This is a genomic window from Amycolatopsis sp. NPDC000009 (assembly GCF_055563465.1).
This window is the reverse complement of the sequence record NZ_JBVHDI010000024.1, coordinates 122,759-140,514: the sequence shown is the minus strand read 5'-3', so window position 1 is coordinate 140,514 and position 17,756 is coordinate 122,759. Positions and strand designations below refer to the sequence as shown.

Here is a 17,756-nt window from a genome sequence, read left to right as displayed (position 1 = left end):
ACACCTCGCCGCCGTCGCCGCCCAACTCAACCGCCGCCCACGCAAAACGCTCGACTGGGACACCCCAGCCGAGCGCCTCACTACACTCCTCACCAAAACCAGATGACCACCCGTGTTGCAACGACCCCTCGAATCCGCCCCCTCGGCTCAGCCGAGGGAAGGGGGCCTTCACGCGCTTCGGGGTATCAGCGGAGGAGATCGGCCGGTGAGGTGCCGGCCGAGGTGAGCGGCAGGCCGAGCGCGACGCGTTCGGTGAGCCAGGCGCTCGGCCGGTAGCGCTGGTCGCCGGTGCTCGCGACGAGCCCGCGCAGGACCCGCAGCACGAGCTCCGCGCCCGCTTCGTCGCCCCAGGTCAGCGGTCCACGCGGGTAGCCGAGGCCGAGCCGGACGGCGGTGTCGATGTCCTCCGGCGTCGCGAGCCGCTGCCCGGCGATGAAGCAGGCGGTGTTGACGATCGACGCCAGCAGCCGCTGCGCGATCGGCGCGGGACCGTCGCGGACCACGGTCACCGGCAGGCCGGTCGCGGCGAGCGCGCCCCAGGCGGTGCGGCCGGCGGCCGGGTCGAGCGCGGGGTGGACCGAGAGCGTCAGGCGTTTCCCGTAGCCGCCGAGCGGGTCGACGCCGACGACCCGTTCCGCCGGGAGGCCTGCCGCGCGCGCGGTGTCCACAGTGGACGAGCCGATCGGGCTGACGATCAGGACCGTGTCCGGGTAGGCGGAGTGCACGACCTGGATGCCCGCCGACGAGAGCAGCGTGCCGAGCCGTTCGTCGTCGACCCACACCGGCGTGGTCGGGGCTTCCGGCGCGGCCGGCTCCGGCTCGACCTGCTGCTGTCCGTCGACATAGGCGTAGAAACCTTCGCCGTTCTTGCGGCCGAACAGCCCGGCGGCGACGCGGGGCCGCGTCAGCCACGACGGCCGCAGCCGGGGTTCGCCGTGGAAACCGCTCCAGATGCTTTCGAGCACGGCGTGCGAGACGTCGAGCCCGGTGAGGTCGAGCAGTTCGAACGGGCCGAGTTTCAGTCCGAGCACGTCACGGGCGACGCGGTCCACCTCGGCCGGGCTCGCGATCCCTTCGGCGAGGATCTGCAGCGCCTCGGTGCCCAGCCCGCGGCCGGCGTGGTTGACCAGGAAGCCCGGCGCGTCGCGGGCGAGGACGGGTTCGTGTCCCCAGCCGCGGACGAGTTCGATCATGGCGGGTGGCAGCCAGGCGGCGGTCCGCGCGCCGGGCACCACCTCGACCAGTCGCATGAGCGGGACCGGGTTGAAGAAGTGGAGGCCGAGCAGCCTGCCGGGATCGGTCAGCGCGGCCCCGATTTCGGTCACCGAAAGCGAGCTGGTGTTGGTGGCGAACACCGTGTCCGGCCCGCATACGCGTTCCAGCTCGGCGAACAGCGTGCGTTTGATCTCCAGGTCCTCGCGCACCGCCTCGATGACCAGGTCGACACCGTCGGCGGGGGCCAGCGGACCCTCGGCCGCGATCAGCCTGCCCCTCGCCGACTCCGCGGCTTCCTCGCTGAGCTTGCCTTTCGCAGCGAGCTTGCCGAGCATCGCGCCGACATGCTCGATGGCCTCGCCGACCGCGTCCGGCCGGGCGTCGGCGAGCTCGACCTCGAGCCCCGCCGTCACGGCGAGCTGGACGATGCCCCGGCCCATCACCCCGGTTCCGATCACCCGGATCCTGCCGACCTGCTCCGCCCACTTCTCCACCGCGAGCCGCCTTTCCCTCGAAGTCGTTCCCGTCGTGACGCTAGCCGCCACGCCGATATCTCGCCCGGAAGGGTGATCCGTGCCCTGCTCGGCGTAAGGCCGCCGGCCCGGCGCGGTCTCCTCCGCGAAAACCGAGTGTTCCGCGCCCCACCCCGAAGGGAAAGCTCCCATGGCCACCGTCCCCGCCGCCGCAGCCGTCCGGACCACGCCGTTGCTCCTCGTCGCCGTTCTCTTCGGCGCCGTCGCCGCGTTCCTGGCGAGCCAGGCGTTGTGGTCGCTCACCGCACTGGCCGTCGTGGTCGCCGCCGCCGTCCTCGCGGGCGGGGTGTGGCTGACCGGCCGGAAGGCGAACACCGAACTCTAAGATCGCCGTGTGACGGCGAAACGCTTGACGCGGGAAGAAAGCCGCGAGCAGACCAGGCAGCGCCTGCTCGCGGCGGCCGCCGAGCTGTTCTCCGAACGCGGGGTCAACGGCACGTCCGTCGAGCAGATCGCCGAACGGGCCGGATTCACCCGCGGCGCCTTCTACGGCAACTTCGACGGCAAGCACGAGCTGGTCGTCGAGCTGCTGCGCCGCCGGACCCAGCGCGAGGCCGAGGAGGTCGCGGCGCTACGGGAAGGCGTCGGCTCCTTCGCCGAGATGATGGACCGGCTGCGCGCGTGGAACGTCGAGCGCGCCGAACACCTCGCCGGCTGGCTGACGCTGCGCACCGAGCTGGCGCTGTACGCGCTGCGGAATCCCGACGCGCGCCCGCTGGTCGGCGAAGGCGAGAAATCGACAAGGGCGCTGCTGGAGACCTCGGTCCGGACCGAACTCGCCGCGCGCGGCGTGGAACCGCCCGCCGACCCGGCCTTTCTCGCGCTGATCCTGCACGCGCTCGAGGACGGTCTCCTGTTGCAGCGCTTCCTCAGCCCCGAGGGGACCGGGGAAGAGGACGTGGTGGACGCCGTCCAGCTGCTGATGCGATCGTGGACCGCGCTCAGCCGGTCATCTTGATCCCGGTGAACTCGGCCATCTGCCGGATCCCGTGCGCGAAGAAGTCGTCCGCCGGGTCCACCGAGCCGACGTACTGGCCGAACAGCTCGAAGTTGATCATCCCGAACAGCTGGGTCCAGGCCATGATCAGCCTGGAGGCGGTCTCCGGGGCCAGGTTGATCTTGAGGATCCCGGTGAGGTCGTCGAGCTGGTGCAGTAGCGCGACGGGCATCTCGCCGACCTCCGTCTCGACTCGGAGGTTCGCGTCACGCAGGACGGCGACCAGCGCGAACGCCACCCGTCCGGCGGGGGCGACGGTGTCCTGCGGGGCTTGGTAGCCGGGGATCGGCGAGCCGTAGATCAGCGCGTACTCGTGCGGGTGCGCCTTCGCCCAGGCGCGGACGGCGTGCCAGATCGACTCCCACCGCGCCAGTGAGGTCTTCTTCGGGTCGTCGGCGGCTTCCGCGGCTTCGCCGACGGCGTTGTAGGCGTCGACGATCAGGGCGGTCAGCAGCTCTTCGCGGCTGGAGAAGTACCGGTAGAGCGCCGACGAGACCATGCCCAGCTCCCGCGCCACCGCGCGGAGCGAAAGTCCGAGCGCGCCGACTTCGGCGAGCTGGCGACGGGCTTCGTCCTTGATCTCGCGGGTGAGCTCGGCGCGGGCGCGTTCGCGCGCGGTCTGGGTGGCAGCCATGCTCTCACTATAGAGCATCGCACCTAAATGAGAGCACTGCTCTTGACATGATGCACCGCTCTGGTGTTCACTGCTCTTAACGGAGAGCACTGCTCTCGCAGACTTCGAGGAGACGAGATGACCACCACCGCTTCCGCCGCCACTTCCAGCAGTGCCGCCACTTCCAGCAGTGCCGCCCGCTACCTCAAGCCGGCCAAGGCGACCAGCGCGTTCAACGAATTCGTGCTCAAGCTGACGAGGCTCGGGGTCAGCGTCCTGGGGAGCCGGGTGCTTTCGGTCCGCGGCCGCAAGAGTGGCGAACTGCGCTCGGTCCCGGTCAACCTGCTGAAGCTGGACGGTGAGCGCTACCTGGTCGCGCCGCGCGGTGTCACGCAGTGGGTGCGCAACCTGCGTGTCGCCGGGGAAGGGCAGCTCAGCGTCGGGCGTCGCACCGAGACGTTCACCTACACCGAACTCGCCGACGCCGAGAAGCCCGAAATCCTGCGCGCGTACCTCAAGCGCTGGAAGTTCGAGGTCGGTGTGTTCTTCGACGGTGTCGACGCGAAGGCCTCCGACGAGAAGCTGCTGGAGATCGCGCCCGGCTACCCGATCTTCAAGCTCGCCTGATGCCGCGAGCCACGCCCGACCCACACAAGTCGCGCCCCCAATCACGCGAGTCACGCCTTCAACCACGTGAGTTACGCCCCCAAGCACGCGAGTCACGCCTTGGATCACGTGAGTTACGCCTTGGATCACGCGCCGACTGCCCACCGCCGACGTGTGCCCAGATGGCCGACTCATGTGATTGGGCGGACGACTCGCGTGACTGAACGGACGACACGCGTGATTGGCCGGGCGACTCGCGTGATCAGAGAGCGAACTCGCGTGTTTGGGGGCGGAACTCGCGTGATTGGAGCCGGAACTCGCGTGATGGGGGACGTGACTCGCGTGAGCAGGTGGACGACGCACCCGTGATCAGCCCTCGACCCCGTGCCGGCCAGCCAATCACGCGAGTCGTCCGTCCAATCACGCGAGTCGTCCACCCAGTCACGCGAGTCGTCCACCCAGTCACGCGTGTCGGCCATCCAGTCACGCGTGTCGGCCACCCAAGCACAAGCGGCGACAACCGAAGAAGGCCGAAAGCGGAGAGGCGCGGGCTAGTCGTCAGTGGGCGCCCGGCGCGGCCGGCGGGCGGTGGCGGCCACCAGCACCACCCCGACCAGGAACGCGACCAGCCCGATCAGGAACCACAGCTTCTGCCCGGTCATGAAGCTGCCGGTCAGCACGCCGGCGCCCTGAAGCACCCAGACGCCGCCGACCAGCAGGAAGACCAGCCCGATCGTGAGCGTGACCCAGCGTTTCATCCACAGCTCCCCGCCTCGACGTGCCCTGCGGCGATTCTGGCACCGGGAGCCCCGTCCGGCGAACCGATCACCGTCCGCCGACGAGACCGTTCCGGTAGGCGTAGACGACGGCGTGCACCCTGTCCCGCAACCCGAGCTTCGCCAGGATCCGGGACACGTGGGTCTTCACCGTCTCTTCGCCCACGTGCAGATGCGCGGCGATCTCCGCGTTGCTGGAGGCGTCGGCGACGAGCAGGAGGACTTCCCGTTCGCGGGAAGTGAGCCGTTCGAGTTCCGCCGGTTCGGCGGCCGCGGGTTCGATGCTGGTGGCGAAGGTCGACACCAGCCGCCGGGTCACCGTCGGGTCGATCAGCGCGTCGCCGCGCGCGGCCACCCGCATGGCGGAGACGAGCTCCTCGGGGGCGAGGCTCTTCAGCAGGAACCCGCTCGCACCGGCCCGAAGCGCGCGGTAGACGTACTCGTCCGAGTCGTAGGTCGTCAGCACGAGGACGCGGGTGTCGTTCCCCGGCGCGGACATGATCGCCTCGGTCGCGGCCAGACCGTCCAATTTGGGCATCCGGACGTCGAGTACGGCGACGTCCGGGCGCAGGGCGGCCGCCTGAGTGACGGCATCGCGTCCGTCCGCCGCCTCGCCGACGCATTCGAAGTCCGCCTGGGTGTCCAGCACCGCGCGCATCCCGGACCGGAACATCGCGTGGTCGTCGGCGAGCAGAACCCGGATCACTGTGCCTCCAAAGGAAAACCGACGCGGACCCGCCAGTTCCGGCCGTCGTCGAGCGGTCCGCATTCCGCGTGCCCGCCGAACAACGCGACCCGCTGCCGGATCCCGGCGAGTCCGCGTTTCGTCGACTCGGCCGCCGTGCTCGCGCGGCCGATCTCGTTCGTGATCGTGAGGATCACCTCCGTCTGCCGGTAGGCGAGATCGATCTCGACGATCCCGCCGGAGCCGTGCCGGAGCGCGTTCGTCAGCGCTTCCTGCGCGATGCGGTACAACGCGATGTCCACCGAACCCGGGAGGTCCCGCGGCCCGCCGTGGCTCGTCAGCCGCGCGGGCAGTCCGGCGGTACGGAGGTTGTCGAGCAGCTCGTCGAGGTTGTCCAGCCCCGGTTGGCGCTGCGCGTCGCCGTTCTCCTTGCCGTGCAACAGATCCAGCAGCCGCCGCAGATCGGCCATCGCGGCCCGGCTCGACGATTCGACGGCCGAGAGCGATCGCCGCACGGCCGGTTCGCCGTCCGGCAGCCCGAGCCGCGCGGCGCCCGCGTGCACGCCGATCGCGCTGACGTGGTGGGAGATCACGTCGTGCAGGTCGCGGGCGATCGTCGTGCGTTCCTCGGTGACGGCCCGGCGGACCGCTTCGGCTTCGTGCTGCTGCCGTTGTTCCTCGGCTCGCTGGAGGTCGGCGATGTACGCGCGCCGCGCGGTCGTGTAGCGGCCGACCATCCACGGGAGCAGCCCGCTCACGCCGACGTCGATGAGCAGCAGCCGCCAGTCCCGGTCGGCCCGGTCGACCGGGATGATGTTGCAGGCGAAGAGCCCGGCGAGCATCGCCGCCAGTGCCGCCAGCGCGGGTTTGGCCGAAAGCCAGGCACCCGCGCGGTAACCCGCGATCAGCACGCCCGCGTTGGTGGCCTGCAGGTAATTGTCGTACGGGTACAGCAGGAGCGGAGCGGCGGTGAGCAGCACGCCGTGCGCGGCCGAAACCCAGCCCGAATACCGCGAAGGCCCGGCGAGCGCGACGTTCGCGAGGATTCCGCCCAGCAGCACCACCCACGCCTGCCAGCCGAGTGAGAGCGGCGGTCCCGCGATGAGGAACAGTCCGGCGTCGGCGACCAGGCAGACGGCCGCGACCGCCCAGGCCTGTCTCGCCAGCGAACCACTGATGTCCCGCACGCGCTCAACTCTGCCCTAATTCGCTGGACGAGGGTTCCTAAGATCGAAAGCCATGGGGACCGCGAAGACGCCCGTGCTCTGGACGACCGGGGCGCCAGGCACCGGAAAATCCACCACGGCCTGGGGTTTGTACCGCCGAATCGCGGAAGCGGGCGGCAACGTCGCGTACGTCGACATCGACCAGCTCGGGCTGATCGGCCCGCCACCCGGCGGCGGGGCCGCCGCCCACGAGATCAAGGCGGCCAACCTGCTGCGCGTGCTGGAAAACCTGCGTGCGCGGGGCGCAGCGCAACTAGTCGTGTCCGGTGTGGTGGATCCGGCCAAGCTGTATGTCGAGGGCCACGGCTTCGACCTCACGCTCGTCCGCCTGACGTGTGATCGCGACGAACTCCGGAGCCGGTTCCTCGGCCGCGGCTCACCCGCCGCGGCCCTGCCCGACCTCTTCGCGGTGGCGGACGACTACGACCGCGCCGGTTTCGGCGAGGCGATGGACACGACCGGGCAACGGCCCGAGGAGACCGTGGCGGCACTCCTCCATCGCTGCGTCGTGGCCGCCGGAACTGTCCGGCCGCCGGATCCCGGACAGTCGCTGCCCGGACCGGTGACCGTGGTGACCGGTCCGACGGCGGTCGGCAAGTCGACGGCCGCGTTCGGCGCGTTGCGGGACCTGTGGGAGCGCGACCTGCCCGTCGCGTACGTCGATCTCGCCCAACTCGGTTTCGTGCACCCCGGCCCGGACCCGGCGCTGGAGGCGGCTCAGCTGGCGGCCGTATGGCGCGGTTATCGCGATGCGGGGGCCAAGCACCTGATCGTCGTGGCCCGCGAATTCCGCGCGGAGCACCGGCGGGTCTTCGACGACGTCACCGTCGTCCACCTCGACGCGGACGAACCGGCGCTCACCGATCGAGTCCGGCGCCGGGCCGAAGGCGAGTCCGCGTTGCTGGCGGGCGACGAACTCCGCGGCGCGCCACCCGGCGTCCGGGACCGGGTGGCCGCTCGCGCGGTCGCCGAGGCGGCCCGGATGCGTGGCGACGCCGGTGACCGCGTCGTCCTCGACACCTCCGGACAGGAACCCGCCGAAACGGCCGCCGCGTTGCTCGCCCTCGTGGCTCAGTAGCGCCGCTGACCGCCTGGCCCACCGCGCTGGTTCTGCCCGGGTTTGCCGATACTCGTCGCCGTCGCGGTGTTCCCGGTGACCTTGGCGTTCACCGTCACCGTCTCTCCGGTCTTGGGCTCACCGGTCTTCTTGGTCGACGCGTCGATCGTGTAGACCTGCTGGTAGCCGTCCTTGCTGGTCAGGCTGATGGACGTCGCGCTGATCTCGGTGATCTCCCCGGTCTGCGTCCGCTCGGTGCGGTAGCCACCGTTGCCGTCGGACACGACGAAGTCGCCGTGCAGCGTGTCGCGGGGCATACCCCCGTCAGGGCCGACGAGCACCCGGCCACCGCCCGGGCCGCCCATCATCCCGCCCTGTTCGGCGCCGTTGGCGGCGGTCCCGGCCCAGATCGCGGCCCCGCCACCGGCGGCGATCACCACCGCCACCCCGGCCGCGATCGCGGTCTTGCGGCCCGACCAGGTCTTCTTGGGCTCGCCTTCCGGGGCGGGGGCGCCCCATTCGGCGGGTTGGGTCGGTTCGGTCATCAGGTCGCCTCCGTGTATTCGGTTGCGGCCATGCTCGGCGCCGTCGCTGTGCGGGAGCTGTGCCACCGGTGGGCACGCGCTGTGATTCCTCCCCGGCAGGGTGATCGTTCACAGGAAACGCACAGGCGGCACACAGAGAAGCCTCATCGCCGCCGCCCACGATGGCACCATGACCAGTGTGAACGTCCCTTCGTCCGGTTCCGCGAAGGCCGGCCTGCGCCGTGCGGACGGCAGCCCCGTGCGGGTGCTGGTCGTCGACGACGAGGCGACCTTGTCCGAACTGGTGTCGATGGCGCTGCGCATGGAGGGCTGGGACATCCGCACCGCCGCCGACGGCACCGATGCCGTCCGTGTCGCGCGGGAATTCCGGCCGGACGCGGTGGTGCTGGACGTCATGCTGCCGGATATGAGCGGCCTGGAGGTCTTGCGCCGCCTGCGTTCCGAGGTGCCGAACCTGCCGGTGCTGTTCCTGACCGCGAAGGACGCGGTGGAGGACCGGATCGCCGGGCTCACCGCGGGCGGCGACGACTACGTCACCAAACCGTTCAGCCTGGAGGAGGTCGCGTTGCGGCTGCGCGCGCTGCTGCGGCGCGCGGGCGGTGTCGCCGGGCCGAGCGGATCGATGCTGATCGTCGGAGACCTGACCCTCGACGAGGACAGCCGCGAAGTGCACCGCGGCGGCGATCCGGTGCCGCTGACCGCGACCGAGTTCGAACTGCTGCGTTATCTCATGCGCAATCCCAAGCGTGTGCTGTCCAAGGCGCAGATCCTCGACCGCGTGTGGAGCTACGACTTCGGCGGCCAGGCCAACATCGTCGAGCTGTACATCTCCTATCTTCGCAAGAAGATCGACGCCGACAGGGAGCCGATGATCCACACGATGCGCGGCGCCGGGTATGTCCTCAAACCCGCGGGGTAGGCGGCCGTGGTCCCTGCGACGGCGGCTGATCGCGCAGGTCGCGGGGCTGCTCGCGCTCGTCTGCCTGGTGGTGGGCGTGGTGACCGAACTGGCGCTGCGGGACTTCCTGATCGACCAGCTCGACGTCCGTCTCGCCGAGACCAGCGAACGCGCCAGCCGTCCGCCGCCACCGGGACGCCCTGGTGGGGACCGGGTGCCCGAAGGCCTGCGCGCGTACGGCCAGAGCACCGGTTCGCTGTTCGTGAACATCCTCCCGGACGGCCGGGTGATCGCGGCGGTGCTGCGGTCCAGCTACGACGCGAAGGTCGCCGACCCGTTCCCCCACGACCCGCTCGGGCCCGCGCAGCTCTCCGCCCTGCTGCGGTCGACGCCGAGCGACCGGGCCACCGACGTGGACCTCGGGCCGCTCGGGGAGTACCGCGTGATCGCCAAACAGGCGGCCAACGGCGGGATCTCGATCACCGGGCTGCCCACCAAGGACGTCACGGACACCTTGTGGAACCTGGGTTTCATCTTCGGCGGGGTCGCCATCGGCGGGATCCTGCTGGCGGGCGCGATCGGTGCGGTGACGGTGCGGCGCACCATGAAACCCCTCGACCGGCTGGCCGCCACCGCGACCAGGGTCGCCGAACTCCCGCTCGACCGCGGCGAGGTCGCCCTGTCCGAGCGAGTGTCCGAAGTGGACACCGATCCGCGCACCGAGGTCGGCAAGGTCGGGTTCGCGCTCAATCGCATGCTCGGCCATATCTCGAACGCGCTTTCCGCCCGCCAGGCCAGTGAAAGCCGGGTGCGCCGGTTCGTCGCGGACGCCAGCCACGAACTCCGGACGCCGCTCGCGGCCATCCGCGGCTACGCGGAACTCACCCGGCGCTCCGGCTCCGAGGTGCCGCCGGACATCGCGTTCGCGATGGGCCGGGTCGAATCGGAATCGACCAGGATGACCGGCCTGGTCGAGGATCTGCTGCTGCTCGCCAGGCTCGACTCGGGGCGTCCGGTGGTGCACCAGCCGGTCGATCTCTCCCGGCTGGTCGCGGACGCCGTCGCCGACGCGCATGTCGCCGGGCCGGAGCACAAATGGCTCCTGGAGGTCCCGCCGGAGCCGATCATCGTCCTCGGCGACGCGGATCAGCTGCATCAGGTGGTGATCAACCTTCTCGGCAACGCGCGCACGCACACCCCGGCGGGGACCGAGGTCACCACCTCGCTGTCCATAGTGGACTCGGGGGTGACACTGTCCATTGTCGACGGTGGCCCGGGAATCCCGCCGGAGATCCTCCCGGAGGTCTTCGAACGGTTCGCCCGCGGCGACGACTCGCGGTCGCGGGCCGCCGGCAGCACCGGACTGGGGCTGGCCATCGTCGCGGCGGTCGTCGCCGCGCACGGCGGGCGGGTCGCGGTCGCGAGCGGCCCCGGGCGGACGGAATTCCGGGTCGTGCTCAGGGCGTCCAGTCACTGTTAGCGCCGCACAGCACGACGCAGGGCAGCTCGCCCTCGGTCCGTCCCGCCAGCCACGCGGCGAACGGGACCGCGGCCGCCGGTTCGACGGCGAGGCGGAACTCGTCCCAGAGCCGGTCCCGCGCGGCGAGCAGTTCCGCGTCGCTGACCAGCACCGACGTCACGCGCTCGCGGAGCACGGCGAACGGGACGCTCCCGATCCTGGTCGCGCCCAGCGCGGACGCGGCCACCGAGTCGATCTCCACGTCCACCGGCTCGCCCGCCTCCAACGCCGCACCGAGCGCGCGGCACCGCTCCGGCTCGACGGCGAACGTCGGCAACCCGGCCAGCGACGTCCCCGCGACCAGCCCGCCACCGCCGACCGCGACCAGGAACGCGTCGACGTCCGGCGCGTCCTGGACCACCTCGGCCGCCACAGTGCCCTGACCGGCGACGACGGCGGGATCGTCGTACGCGTGCAGGTACCGCGTACCCGGCTCGGAGGCGGCTTCGAGCGCCTTCGCGGCTGCTTCCGCGTACGTCGCTCCGTGGCGGATCAGCTTGGCGCCGGCCGCCTCGATCCGGGCCGTCTTCGCCTGCGGAGCCGACTCCGGCACGTACACCGTCGCAGGCAGACCCAGCAGCGAAGCGGCCGTCGCCACGCCCAACCCGTGGTTGCCGCCGGACGCCGTCAGCACCCGCTCCGGCAACGGCCCGCTCACCAGCGCGTTCACCGCGCCCCGCAGTTTGAACGATCCGCTTCGCTGCAAATGCTCCAGCTTGAGGACCAGCGGCCGTCCGTCGACCTCGGCGCGCAGCAGCGGCGTGTGTCGCACGAACGGGTGGACGGCTTCGGCGGCTTTCAGGACGTCTTCCCAGGTCGGAGTGCTCATACCCCCCACTGTCCTCCATGCCGGGACGGGAGTGACTACACTGGTCCCCGGATCCCGCGCGGCGTCCATCTTGTGAACCTCCCCAGGGCCGGAAGGCAGCAAGGATAAGCAAGCTCTGACGGGTGCGCGGGATCCCCTTTTTTTTTGGGGCTAGAAGATCCCGAAGACGTCTTTCGGCGGCACTGGGGACGGCAGGGCTTCCGCGTCGGCGATGGGCCGGGCCTTGCCTTGCAGGTCACGGAGGTCTTCTCCCGCGACGCAGCGAGCCGGGTACGCCGAGGAAGCGGCGCGCCGGGTCAGGTCCGTGACCGGGAGTTCGACGCGGGAAGCGGCGACCACGATGTTCCCGAACCGCCGCCCCCGGAGTACGCCCGGCTCGGCCAAGATCGCCAGGTGGGGGAAGGAACTCGCCAGCGTCGCCAGGAACCGGCGGAGGAACGGCAGGTTCGGCCCGTCGGAGACGTTGGCGACGTAGGTCCCGGCCGGGCGGAGGACACGCGCGATCTCTCCCGTGAACTCGACGGTCGCGAGCCCGCCTGCCAGAACTCCACGTTCGAAGGCGTCCACGATGACCAGGTCGGCCGAAGCGTCGTACCTGCCGGAGACGCCTTCGCGGCCGTCGCCGACGCGGACCTTCAACCCCTTCAGACCGAGTTGCTCCCGGACGAGCGCCACGAGTTCGCCGTCGGCGTCGAAGACCAGCTGCCGCGAGCGCGGTCGTGCCGCGGCGATGTAGCGCGGGAGCGTGCAGGCCGCCCCGCCGACGTGCAGTGCGTCGAGCGGGCCTTCGCCGAGACAGTCGACGACGTCGGCGATCCGGCGGATGTAGTCGAATTCGAGATCCGTGGGGTCGTCGAGGTCGACGTGCGACTGGGCCACGCCGTCGACCGAGAGCAGCCAGGCGTTGGAGCGGTCGGCGTCCCGGAGCAGTTCGGCGGTGCCGAAGCGGACCGGATACTTGCCGGGGGTCGGTGCCGGTCTCACCTGTCGGGCCCTCCCGGTAGTCTCGCGGCCGTGGCATTAGCGCTGTACCGAAAGTACCGTCCGGCTACCTTCGCCGAGGTCGTCGGGCAGGAGCATGTGACCGATCCGCTGCGCACGGCGCTGGCCGCCGGTCGCATCAACCACGCCTACCTCTTCTCCGGCCCGCGCGGCTGCGGCAAGACGTCCAGCGCCCGCATCATGGCGAGGTCGCTGAACTGCGCGAAGGGCCCGACGCCGGATCCGTGCGGCGAGTGCAACTCGTGCCGCAACCTCGCGCCCGAAGGCCCCGGCAGCGTCGACGTCACCGAGCTCGACGCGGCCAGCCACGGTGGTGTCGACGACGCCCGCGAGCTGCGGGACAGGGCCTTCTACGCTCCGGCCGACTCGCGCTATCGCGTCTTCATCATCGACGAGGCGCACATGGTCACCACACAGGGCTTCAACGCCCTGCTGAAGATCGTGGAAGAGCCGCCGGAGCACCTGATCTTCATCTTCGCGACCACCGAACCGGACAAGGTGCTCCCCACCATCCGGTCGCGGACGCACCACTACCCCTTCCGGCTGATCCCGCCCAGTTCCATGCGCGAGCTGCTGGAGCGCAACGTCGCCGCCGAGGGCGCGACGGTCGAGCCCGCGGTGTATCCGCTGGTCATCCGCGCGGGCGGGGGTTCCGCGCGGGACACGCAGTCGGTGCTGGACCAGCTGCTGGCTGGGGCGGGGCCGGACGGCGTCGACTACTCGCGCGCCGTGTCGCTGCTGGGCGTCACCGACGTCGCGCTCATCGACGGCATGGTCGACGCGCTGGCCGCGGACGACGCCGCCGCGGTGTTCGGCACCGTCGAGCGGCTCGCCGAGGCCGGGCACGACCCGCGCCGGTTCGCCACCGACCTGCTCGACCGCCTGCGCGACCTGGTGATGCTGCGTTCGGTACCGGACGCGGGCGAGCGCGGCCTCGTCTCCGCGCCGGACGACGAACTCAAGAAGATGAAGGAGCAGGCGGGCAAACTGGAGCCCGCCACGCTCTCGCGCTACGCGGACATCGTCCACAATGGACTGTTGGAGATGCGGGGCGCGACCTCGCCGAGGCTGGTGCTGGAACTGCTCACGGCCCGGATGCTGCTGCCGTCGGTCGCCGAGGGCACCGACGCGCTGCTCGCCAGGCTCGAACGGCTCGAACGCCGTGCCGCTTCGGGTCCCGTCGTCGCCGCCCCGGCCCCGGCCGCTCAAACCACTCCGGTGGCGCAGGCCGCCCCCGCCCCGGCCGCTCCTCCTTCGGGCGAGCCCGTCCGGGAGTTCCAGCGGCCGTCGCAACGAGCCGCCGCACCCGCTCAGCAAGCGGCCCCGGCGCAGCAGGCCGCCCCGGCTCCCCAGCCCGCCGCGCGGCCCGAGCCGGTCGCCGAGCGGCCCGCCCCGCAACGTCCTTCCGCGCCGACCCCGCCGCCCGCCGAGCCGGCCGCTCCCGCTCCCGCCGCGGCTTCCGGTGGCGCGCCGAACGTGGACGGGATCCGCGGCCGCTGGCCGCAGGTCCTCGCCGCGATCCGCAAGGTCCCCGGCGGCCGCAGCACCGAAGCGATGCTCACGCAGGCGAGCGTGGTGAGCGTCGAGGGCAACGCCGTCACGCTCACGCACAGCGCCGAGCCGCTGGCTCGACGGCTTTCCGAGCCGCACAACGCGGAACGCGTCGCGACCGCCTTCAAGGAGGTCTTCGGCGGCGACTGGCAGGTGCGGTGCGTCCACGGTGCCGCGCAGGCCCGGCAGGCCGCCGCTCCGAAGGCCGCGCCGCCGCCACCCGCGCCCGAGCGTTCCTTCACCCGCCGGTCCGCCGAAGCGCCCAGCGCCGCTCCGGCGGCTCCCGCGCCGAAGCCGGAGCCCCAGCGCCCGAAGGTGACGACCTCCGAGCCGGACATCCCGCTCCCGCCCGAGCCGGTCGAGGAGGACGAGGACCTCTACAACGAGGACGCGAGCCCCGCGCCGCCGCCCCCGCCGCTCCCGCCCGAGGAGGATCCGGAAGAGATCGCCCGGAAGCTGCTCGCCGACCATCTCAACGCGCGTCCCCTCGACGAACGCAAGTAGTCCTCTGGATGCGGTACTTGCGCGTGCAAGTACCGCATCCAGAGGACGAAACGCGGGTCAGGGAACGCCGGTGAGCAGCGCCGTGCCGAGCCGGGTGAGGTGGTGCAGGATCGCGCTGCCCTGCCGGGCGCTGGTGACGAGCCCTGCCTCGCGCAGCACGGCGGCCTGTTTGCTCGCCGTGCCGATCGAGGTGCCGAGGCAGGAGGCCAGCTTGCTGGTCGTACGCGGGACACGCAGCGCGCCGAGGCTTTCGGCGCGGGTCCGGCCGAGGAGCGCCACCAGTTCGGGTGACACGGCCGCCGGGTGGGCGCCCGCCGCCCTGGCCGGGTAGAGCAGCACCGGCGGCAGCGCCGGATCGATGAACGTGACCGGCGTGTTCGCGCAGAACCGGCTCGGGATCAAGGTCAGCCCCCGCCCGTCGAGATGGACGGTCCGCTCCCGCGGGTACGCGATCTCCAGCACCTCGCCGTCCCAGCCGCGGACGCCGGGGATACCGCGCATCATCGCCCCCGCCCCCTCGTTGGCCAGCGTGCGGACCCGGCCCGCCCGGTCGGCGGCGACGGTCTCGCGCATGCTGTGCCAGAACGGCTCGATCACCAGTCCGTACGCGTCCCGCAGCGCGCCGACGACTCCGCTCACCTCCTCGCGATCGCCGTCGGCGAGCCGTTTCACCCAGGGCGGCGCGGCGCCGGTGAACACGGTCCGGAGGTCGGCGCGCAATCGCCCGCGAGGCGTGCACGCCACCGCCTCGAGCCCGCTTTCGACGGAACCCGCCGACGTGGGCGGGGTCAGGAAGTCGGGAAAGTTCCCCTTCGCCGGAACGAGCGTGAACAGCGTCTTCAGTGCTCGTGCCGCTTCTTCGTTCTGGCGCAGATTCAGCCGGACCTCCTGCCGCCAGGCCGACGGGCGGTCCTCCCTCAGCTGATGCGAACCGAGGACCAGCTCCCACAGCGGGTCGGGTGCTTCGGCTATCCGGATCCCCTGGAGGTCCGTTCGATCGAAGATCATTCGCAGAGTCATGCCTCGTCCCCCTCAAGACGGCATTTTCTTCTCCGCCGGTAACTCAAACGTGCCGGACGTGCCGGGACAAGCCATTCGGCCCAATCCGGGAGGCTGGGACGAAAACCCGGCTCCGACCTGCGGAGACATCGGCGTCTGAGACGTCTCGCGCCGCGATGTTTTCGCTGGGACGAAAAGGTGTGGCCCGTGGCGGGGCCGTCGGTGACGCTTGGTAGGCAACACACGCGGGAGGGGAACGCGCGGACGCGGCAAGGGGAGATGTCGCGTCCGCGCCTCACAGCCTCGCGAGATAGTCCTCGATGGCCTTCGCGATGACGGCGGCGTACTGCTGACGTCCTTCTTCGCTCGCCATCGCCGCGGCTTCGGCGGCGTTGCGCATGTTCCCGCATTCCACGAGCGCCGCGGGCCGCGTCGAGAGGTTGAGCCCGCCGAGGTCCGCGCGCGGGGCGAGCCCGTTCGACCCGAGGTACGTCGACGTCGGGAAGCCGCCCGCGCGAAGACCGTCCCGCAACGCCGTCGCGAGTTTCAGCGAAGGCTCGCCCTGCTGGGCGTTCAGCGGCGGGGCCGAGTAGGCGACGTGGAAGCCGTGCGCCCCGGCGGAATTCGAGCCGTCCGCGTGGATCGACACGACCGCGTCCGCCTGGGCGTCGTTCCCGATCGCGGCGCGTTCGTTGACACACGGCCCGACGCCGGTGTCGTTCTGCCGGGTGAGGATGACGCGGATTCCCTTGGCCGCCAACGCCTGCGAGATCCGCTGCGAGACGTCCCAGGTGAACGCGTGCTCGGAATAGCCGGAGTTCGTCGACGTTCCGGTGGTGTTGCACGGTTTCGTCTTGCCGCGCCCCGCCGGGACCTGCCGGTTGATCTCGCCGGGCTTGCCGGAGTTCCCGCCGTTGTGACCGGGATCGAGCACGACGACCCTGCCCGTCTTCGGCTGCGGTGTGCTCGGAGGCGGCGGTGCGCTCGAAGAGGGCGTGCTCGTCGTGGGGCTCGGCTGCGGAAGGGTGGTGAAGACCGTGGTGGTGCCGGGCGGAGCCGGACTCGACGGGGACGACGCGGGGGTGTCCACCCCGCACGCCGTGAACAGCGTCAATCCGATCGCCACCACCAGGCCCAGCCGTCGTCGCACGGTGCCAACGGTGCCACACGCGTGACGGCTAGGCTGGTAGGCGGCACGGGATTTTCCAGGAGAGGACCGATCGGATCATGGTGCAACCCGGTGGCGGCTTCGACCTGTCGCAGATCATGCAACAGGCCCAGCAGATGCAGCAGAAGCTGGTCGAGGCCCAGGAGGAGCTGGCCAACACGGAGGTGACCGGTACTTCCGGCGGCGGCCTGGTCACCGCGACCGTGTCCGGCGACAGTCAGCTCAAAGCGCTGTCCATCGACCCCAAGGTGGTCGACCCCGACGACGTCGAGACCCTGTCCGACCTGGTCGTCGCGGCCGTGCGGGACGCTTCGGCCAACGCGCAGAAGCTGACCGAGCAGAAGCTCGGCCCGCTCGCCGGCGGCCTCGGCGGCGGGATGCCGGACCTCGGCGGCTTCCCCGGGCTCGGCGGCTAGCTTGTACGAGGGTGTCGTCCAGGATCTGATCGACGAACTCGGGCGGCTGCCCGGCGTCGGTCCCAAGAGCGCGCAGCGGATCGCCTTCCACCTGCTCGCAGCGGATCCCGCGGATATCGCGCGCCTGCAGGAAGTGCTCGGCAAGGTCAAGGAAGGCGTGCAGTTCTGCGAGGTCTGCGGCAACGTCTCGGAGCAGGAGACCTGCCGGATCTGCCGCGACACCCGCCGCGACCTCACGGTCATCTGCGTGGTCGAGGAGCCGAAGGACGTGCTCGCCGTCGAGCGGACGCGCGAGTTCAAGGGCCGCTACCACGTGCTCGGCGGCGCGCTGGACCCGTTGTCCGGTATCGGGCCGGAGCAGCTGCGCATGCGGGAGCTGCTCGCGCGGATCGGTGGCGCGGAGATCAGCGAGATCATCATCGCGACCGACCCGAACACCGAAGGCGAAGCGACCGCGACGTACCTCGTGCGGATGCTTCGCGACTTCCCCGGCCTGACCGTGACACGGCTCGCGTCCGGTCTGCCGATGGGCGGTGACCTGGAGTTCGCGGACGAGCTGACCCTGGGCCGGGCGTTGTCCGGCCGGCGGGCTCTCTAGAAGTACATGAAGGCCCCCT

Annotated in this window: 19 protein-coding genes and 1 other RNA gene; 10 read left to right on the top strand and 10 right to left on the bottom strand. The window is 71.0% G+C overall.

All coding sequences use genetic code 11. The annotated features are described in order from the left end of the window. Positions 1 to 185: 185 nt before the first annotated feature. On the bottom strand, positions 186 to 1,709 hold the full coding sequence (locus ACZ3HL_RS39090; protein ID WP_465536633.1) for a 3-hydroxyacyl-CoA dehydrogenase: 1,524 nt from the start codon (positions 1,707 to 1,709) through the stop codon (positions 186 to 188). 169 nt (positions 1,710 to 1,878) lie between these two features. Here ACZ3HL_RS39090 and ACZ3HL_RS39085 point away from each other — a divergent pair, with 169 nt between their 5' ends. Beyond that, on the top strand, positions 1,879 to 2,073 hold the full coding sequence (locus tag ACZ3HL_RS39085; RefSeq protein ID WP_410647641.1) for a hypothetical protein: 195 nt from the start codon (positions 1,879 to 1,881) through the stop codon (positions 2,071 to 2,073). 9 nt (positions 2,074 to 2,082) lie between these two features. Then, on the top strand, positions 2,083 to 2,706 hold the full coding sequence (locus ACZ3HL_RS39080; protein WP_465410360.1) for a TetR/AcrR family transcriptional regulator: 624 nt from the start codon (positions 2,083 to 2,085) through the stop codon (positions 2,704 to 2,706). On the opposite strand, the gene ACZ3HL_RS39075 is transcribed toward ACZ3HL_RS39080, so the two are convergent. Next, on the bottom strand, positions 2,690 to 3,379 hold the full coding sequence (locus ACZ3HL_RS39075) for a TetR/AcrR family transcriptional regulator (protein ID WP_465536629.1): 690 nt from the start codon (positions 3,377 to 3,379) through the stop codon (positions 2,690 to 2,692). The genes ACZ3HL_RS39080 and ACZ3HL_RS39075 overlap by 17 nt on opposite strands. A gap of 117 nt (positions 3,380 to 3,496) precedes the next feature. Between ACZ3HL_RS39075 and ACZ3HL_RS39070 the strand changes: the two genes are divergently transcribed. Then, on the top strand, positions 3,497 to 3,985 hold the full coding sequence (locus ACZ3HL_RS39070) for a nitroreductase/quinone reductase family protein (protein WP_465410362.1): 489 nt from the start codon (positions 3,497 to 3,499) through the stop codon (positions 3,983 to 3,985). A 530-nt stretch (positions 3,986 to 4,515) separates the two neighbouring features. Here the strand turns inward: ACZ3HL_RS39070 and ACZ3HL_RS39065 are convergent. The 3 genes from ACZ3HL_RS39065 to ACZ3HL_RS39055 all read right to left on the bottom strand — a co-directional run bounded on the left by ACZ3HL_RS39065 (position 4,516) and on the right by ACZ3HL_RS39055 (position 6,612). Then, a complete protein-coding gene (locus ACZ3HL_RS39065; protein WP_465536628.1) occupies positions 4,516 to 4,722 on the bottom strand; it encodes a hypothetical protein in 207 nt (68 codons plus the stop codon). 67 nt (positions 4,723 to 4,789) lie between these two features. Beyond that, the gene (locus ACZ3HL_RS39060) at positions 4,790 to 5,446 is read right to left on the bottom strand and encodes a response regulator (protein ID WP_465410364.1); all 657 of its coding nucleotides are present in this window, start codon (positions 5,444 to 5,446) and stop codon (positions 4,790 to 4,792) included. Beyond that, entirely contained in the window at positions 5,443 to 6,612 is a 1,170-nt protein-coding gene (locus ACZ3HL_RS39055) for a sensor histidine kinase (protein ID WP_465536625.1), read from the bottom strand. The genes ACZ3HL_RS39060 and ACZ3HL_RS39055 overlap by 4 nt, the downstream gene beginning before the upstream one ends. A gap of 52 nt (positions 6,613 to 6,664) precedes the next feature. Between ACZ3HL_RS39055 and ACZ3HL_RS39050 the strand changes: the two genes are divergently transcribed. Then, positions 6,665 to 7,729: an AAA family ATPase gene (locus tag ACZ3HL_RS39050; RefSeq protein ID WP_465536621.1), complete on the top strand. Its 1,065-nt coding sequence runs from the start codon at positions 6,665 to 6,667 to the stop codon at positions 7,727 to 7,729. Here ACZ3HL_RS39050 and ACZ3HL_RS39045 read toward each other — a convergent pair. Further along, positions 7,723 to 8,253, bottom strand: coding sequence for a hypothetical protein (locus ACZ3HL_RS39045; RefSeq protein ID WP_465536617.1), 531 nt, complete (start codon positions 8,251 to 8,253; stop codon positions 7,723 to 7,725). The genes ACZ3HL_RS39050 and ACZ3HL_RS39045 overlap by 7 nt on opposite strands. Positions 8,254 to 8,422: 169 nt before the next feature. On the opposite strand from ACZ3HL_RS39045, the gene ACZ3HL_RS39040 reads away from it, so the two are divergent. Continuing rightward, entirely contained in the window at positions 8,423 to 9,172 is a 750-nt protein-coding gene (locus tag ACZ3HL_RS39040) for a response regulator transcription factor (protein WP_465410368.1), read from the top strand. Continuing rightward, complete coding sequence (locus tag ACZ3HL_RS39035) at positions 9,150 to 10,631, top strand: sensor histidine kinase (RefSeq protein WP_465536615.1); 1,482 nt, start codon at positions 9,150 to 9,152, stop codon at positions 10,629 to 10,631. Before ACZ3HL_RS39040 ends, ACZ3HL_RS39035 begins: the two co-directional genes overlap by 23 nt. Here ACZ3HL_RS39035 and ACZ3HL_RS39030 read toward each other — a convergent pair. Next, entirely contained in the window at positions 10,609 to 11,499 is an 891-nt protein-coding gene (locus ACZ3HL_RS39030) for a serine/threonine dehydratase (protein WP_465536613.1), read from the bottom strand. The two genes, ACZ3HL_RS39035 and ACZ3HL_RS39030, sit on opposite strands and share 23 nt — an antisense overlap. Before the next feature lie 46 nt (positions 11,500 to 11,545). Here ACZ3HL_RS39030 and ffs point away from each other — a divergent pair. Beyond that, an RNA gene (ffs, locus tag ACZ3HL_RS39025) (signal recognition particle sRNA small type) lies at positions 11,546 to 11,640 on the top strand. A gap of 9 nt (positions 11,641 to 11,649) precedes the next feature. On the opposite strand, the gene ACZ3HL_RS39020 is transcribed toward ffs, so the two are convergent. Continuing rightward, complete coding sequence (locus ACZ3HL_RS39020) at positions 11,650 to 12,483, bottom strand: spermidine synthase (protein WP_465410371.1); 834 nt, start codon at positions 12,481 to 12,483, stop codon at positions 11,650 to 11,652. Positions 12,484 to 12,513: 30 nt separating this feature from the next. Here ACZ3HL_RS39020 and ACZ3HL_RS39015 point away from each other — a divergent pair, with 30 nt between their 5' ends. Beyond that, positions 12,514 to 14,556, top strand: coding sequence for a DNA polymerase III subunit gamma and tau (locus ACZ3HL_RS39015; RefSeq protein WP_465536611.1), 2,043 nt, complete (start codon positions 12,514 to 12,516; stop codon positions 14,554 to 14,556). A 57-nt stretch (positions 14,557 to 14,613) separates the two neighbouring features. On the opposite strand, the gene ACZ3HL_RS39010 is transcribed toward ACZ3HL_RS39015, so the two are convergent. Beyond that, complete coding sequence (locus tag ACZ3HL_RS39010; protein WP_465536609.1) at positions 14,614 to 15,576, bottom strand: ArsR/SmtB family transcription factor; 963 nt, start codon at positions 15,574 to 15,576, stop codon at positions 14,614 to 14,616. A 274-nt stretch (positions 15,577 to 15,850) separates the two neighbouring features. Next, positions 15,851 to 16,693, bottom strand: a complete 843-nt coding sequence (locus ACZ3HL_RS39005; RefSeq protein WP_465536645.1) for an N-acetylmuramoyl-L-alanine amidase — start codon at positions 16,691 to 16,693, stop codon at positions 15,851 to 15,853. A gap of 89 nt (positions 16,694 to 16,782) precedes the next feature. Between ACZ3HL_RS39005 and ACZ3HL_RS39000 the strand changes: the two genes are divergently transcribed. Both ACZ3HL_RS39000 and recR read left to right on the top strand, forming a co-directional pair. Then, positions 16,783 to 17,139 (top strand): YbaB/EbfC family nucleoid-associated protein, encoded by a 357-nt coding sequence (locus ACZ3HL_RS39000; protein WP_465410375.1) that lies wholly within the window; start codon positions 16,783 to 16,785, stop codon positions 17,137 to 17,139. 1 nt (position 17,140) lies between these two features. Further along, positions 17,141 to 17,737 (top strand): recombination mediator RecR, encoded by a 597-nt coding sequence (recR, locus tag ACZ3HL_RS38995; protein WP_005166260.1) that lies wholly within the window; start codon positions 17,141 to 17,143, stop codon positions 17,735 to 17,737. Positions 17,738 to 17,756 lie beyond the last annotated feature (19 nt).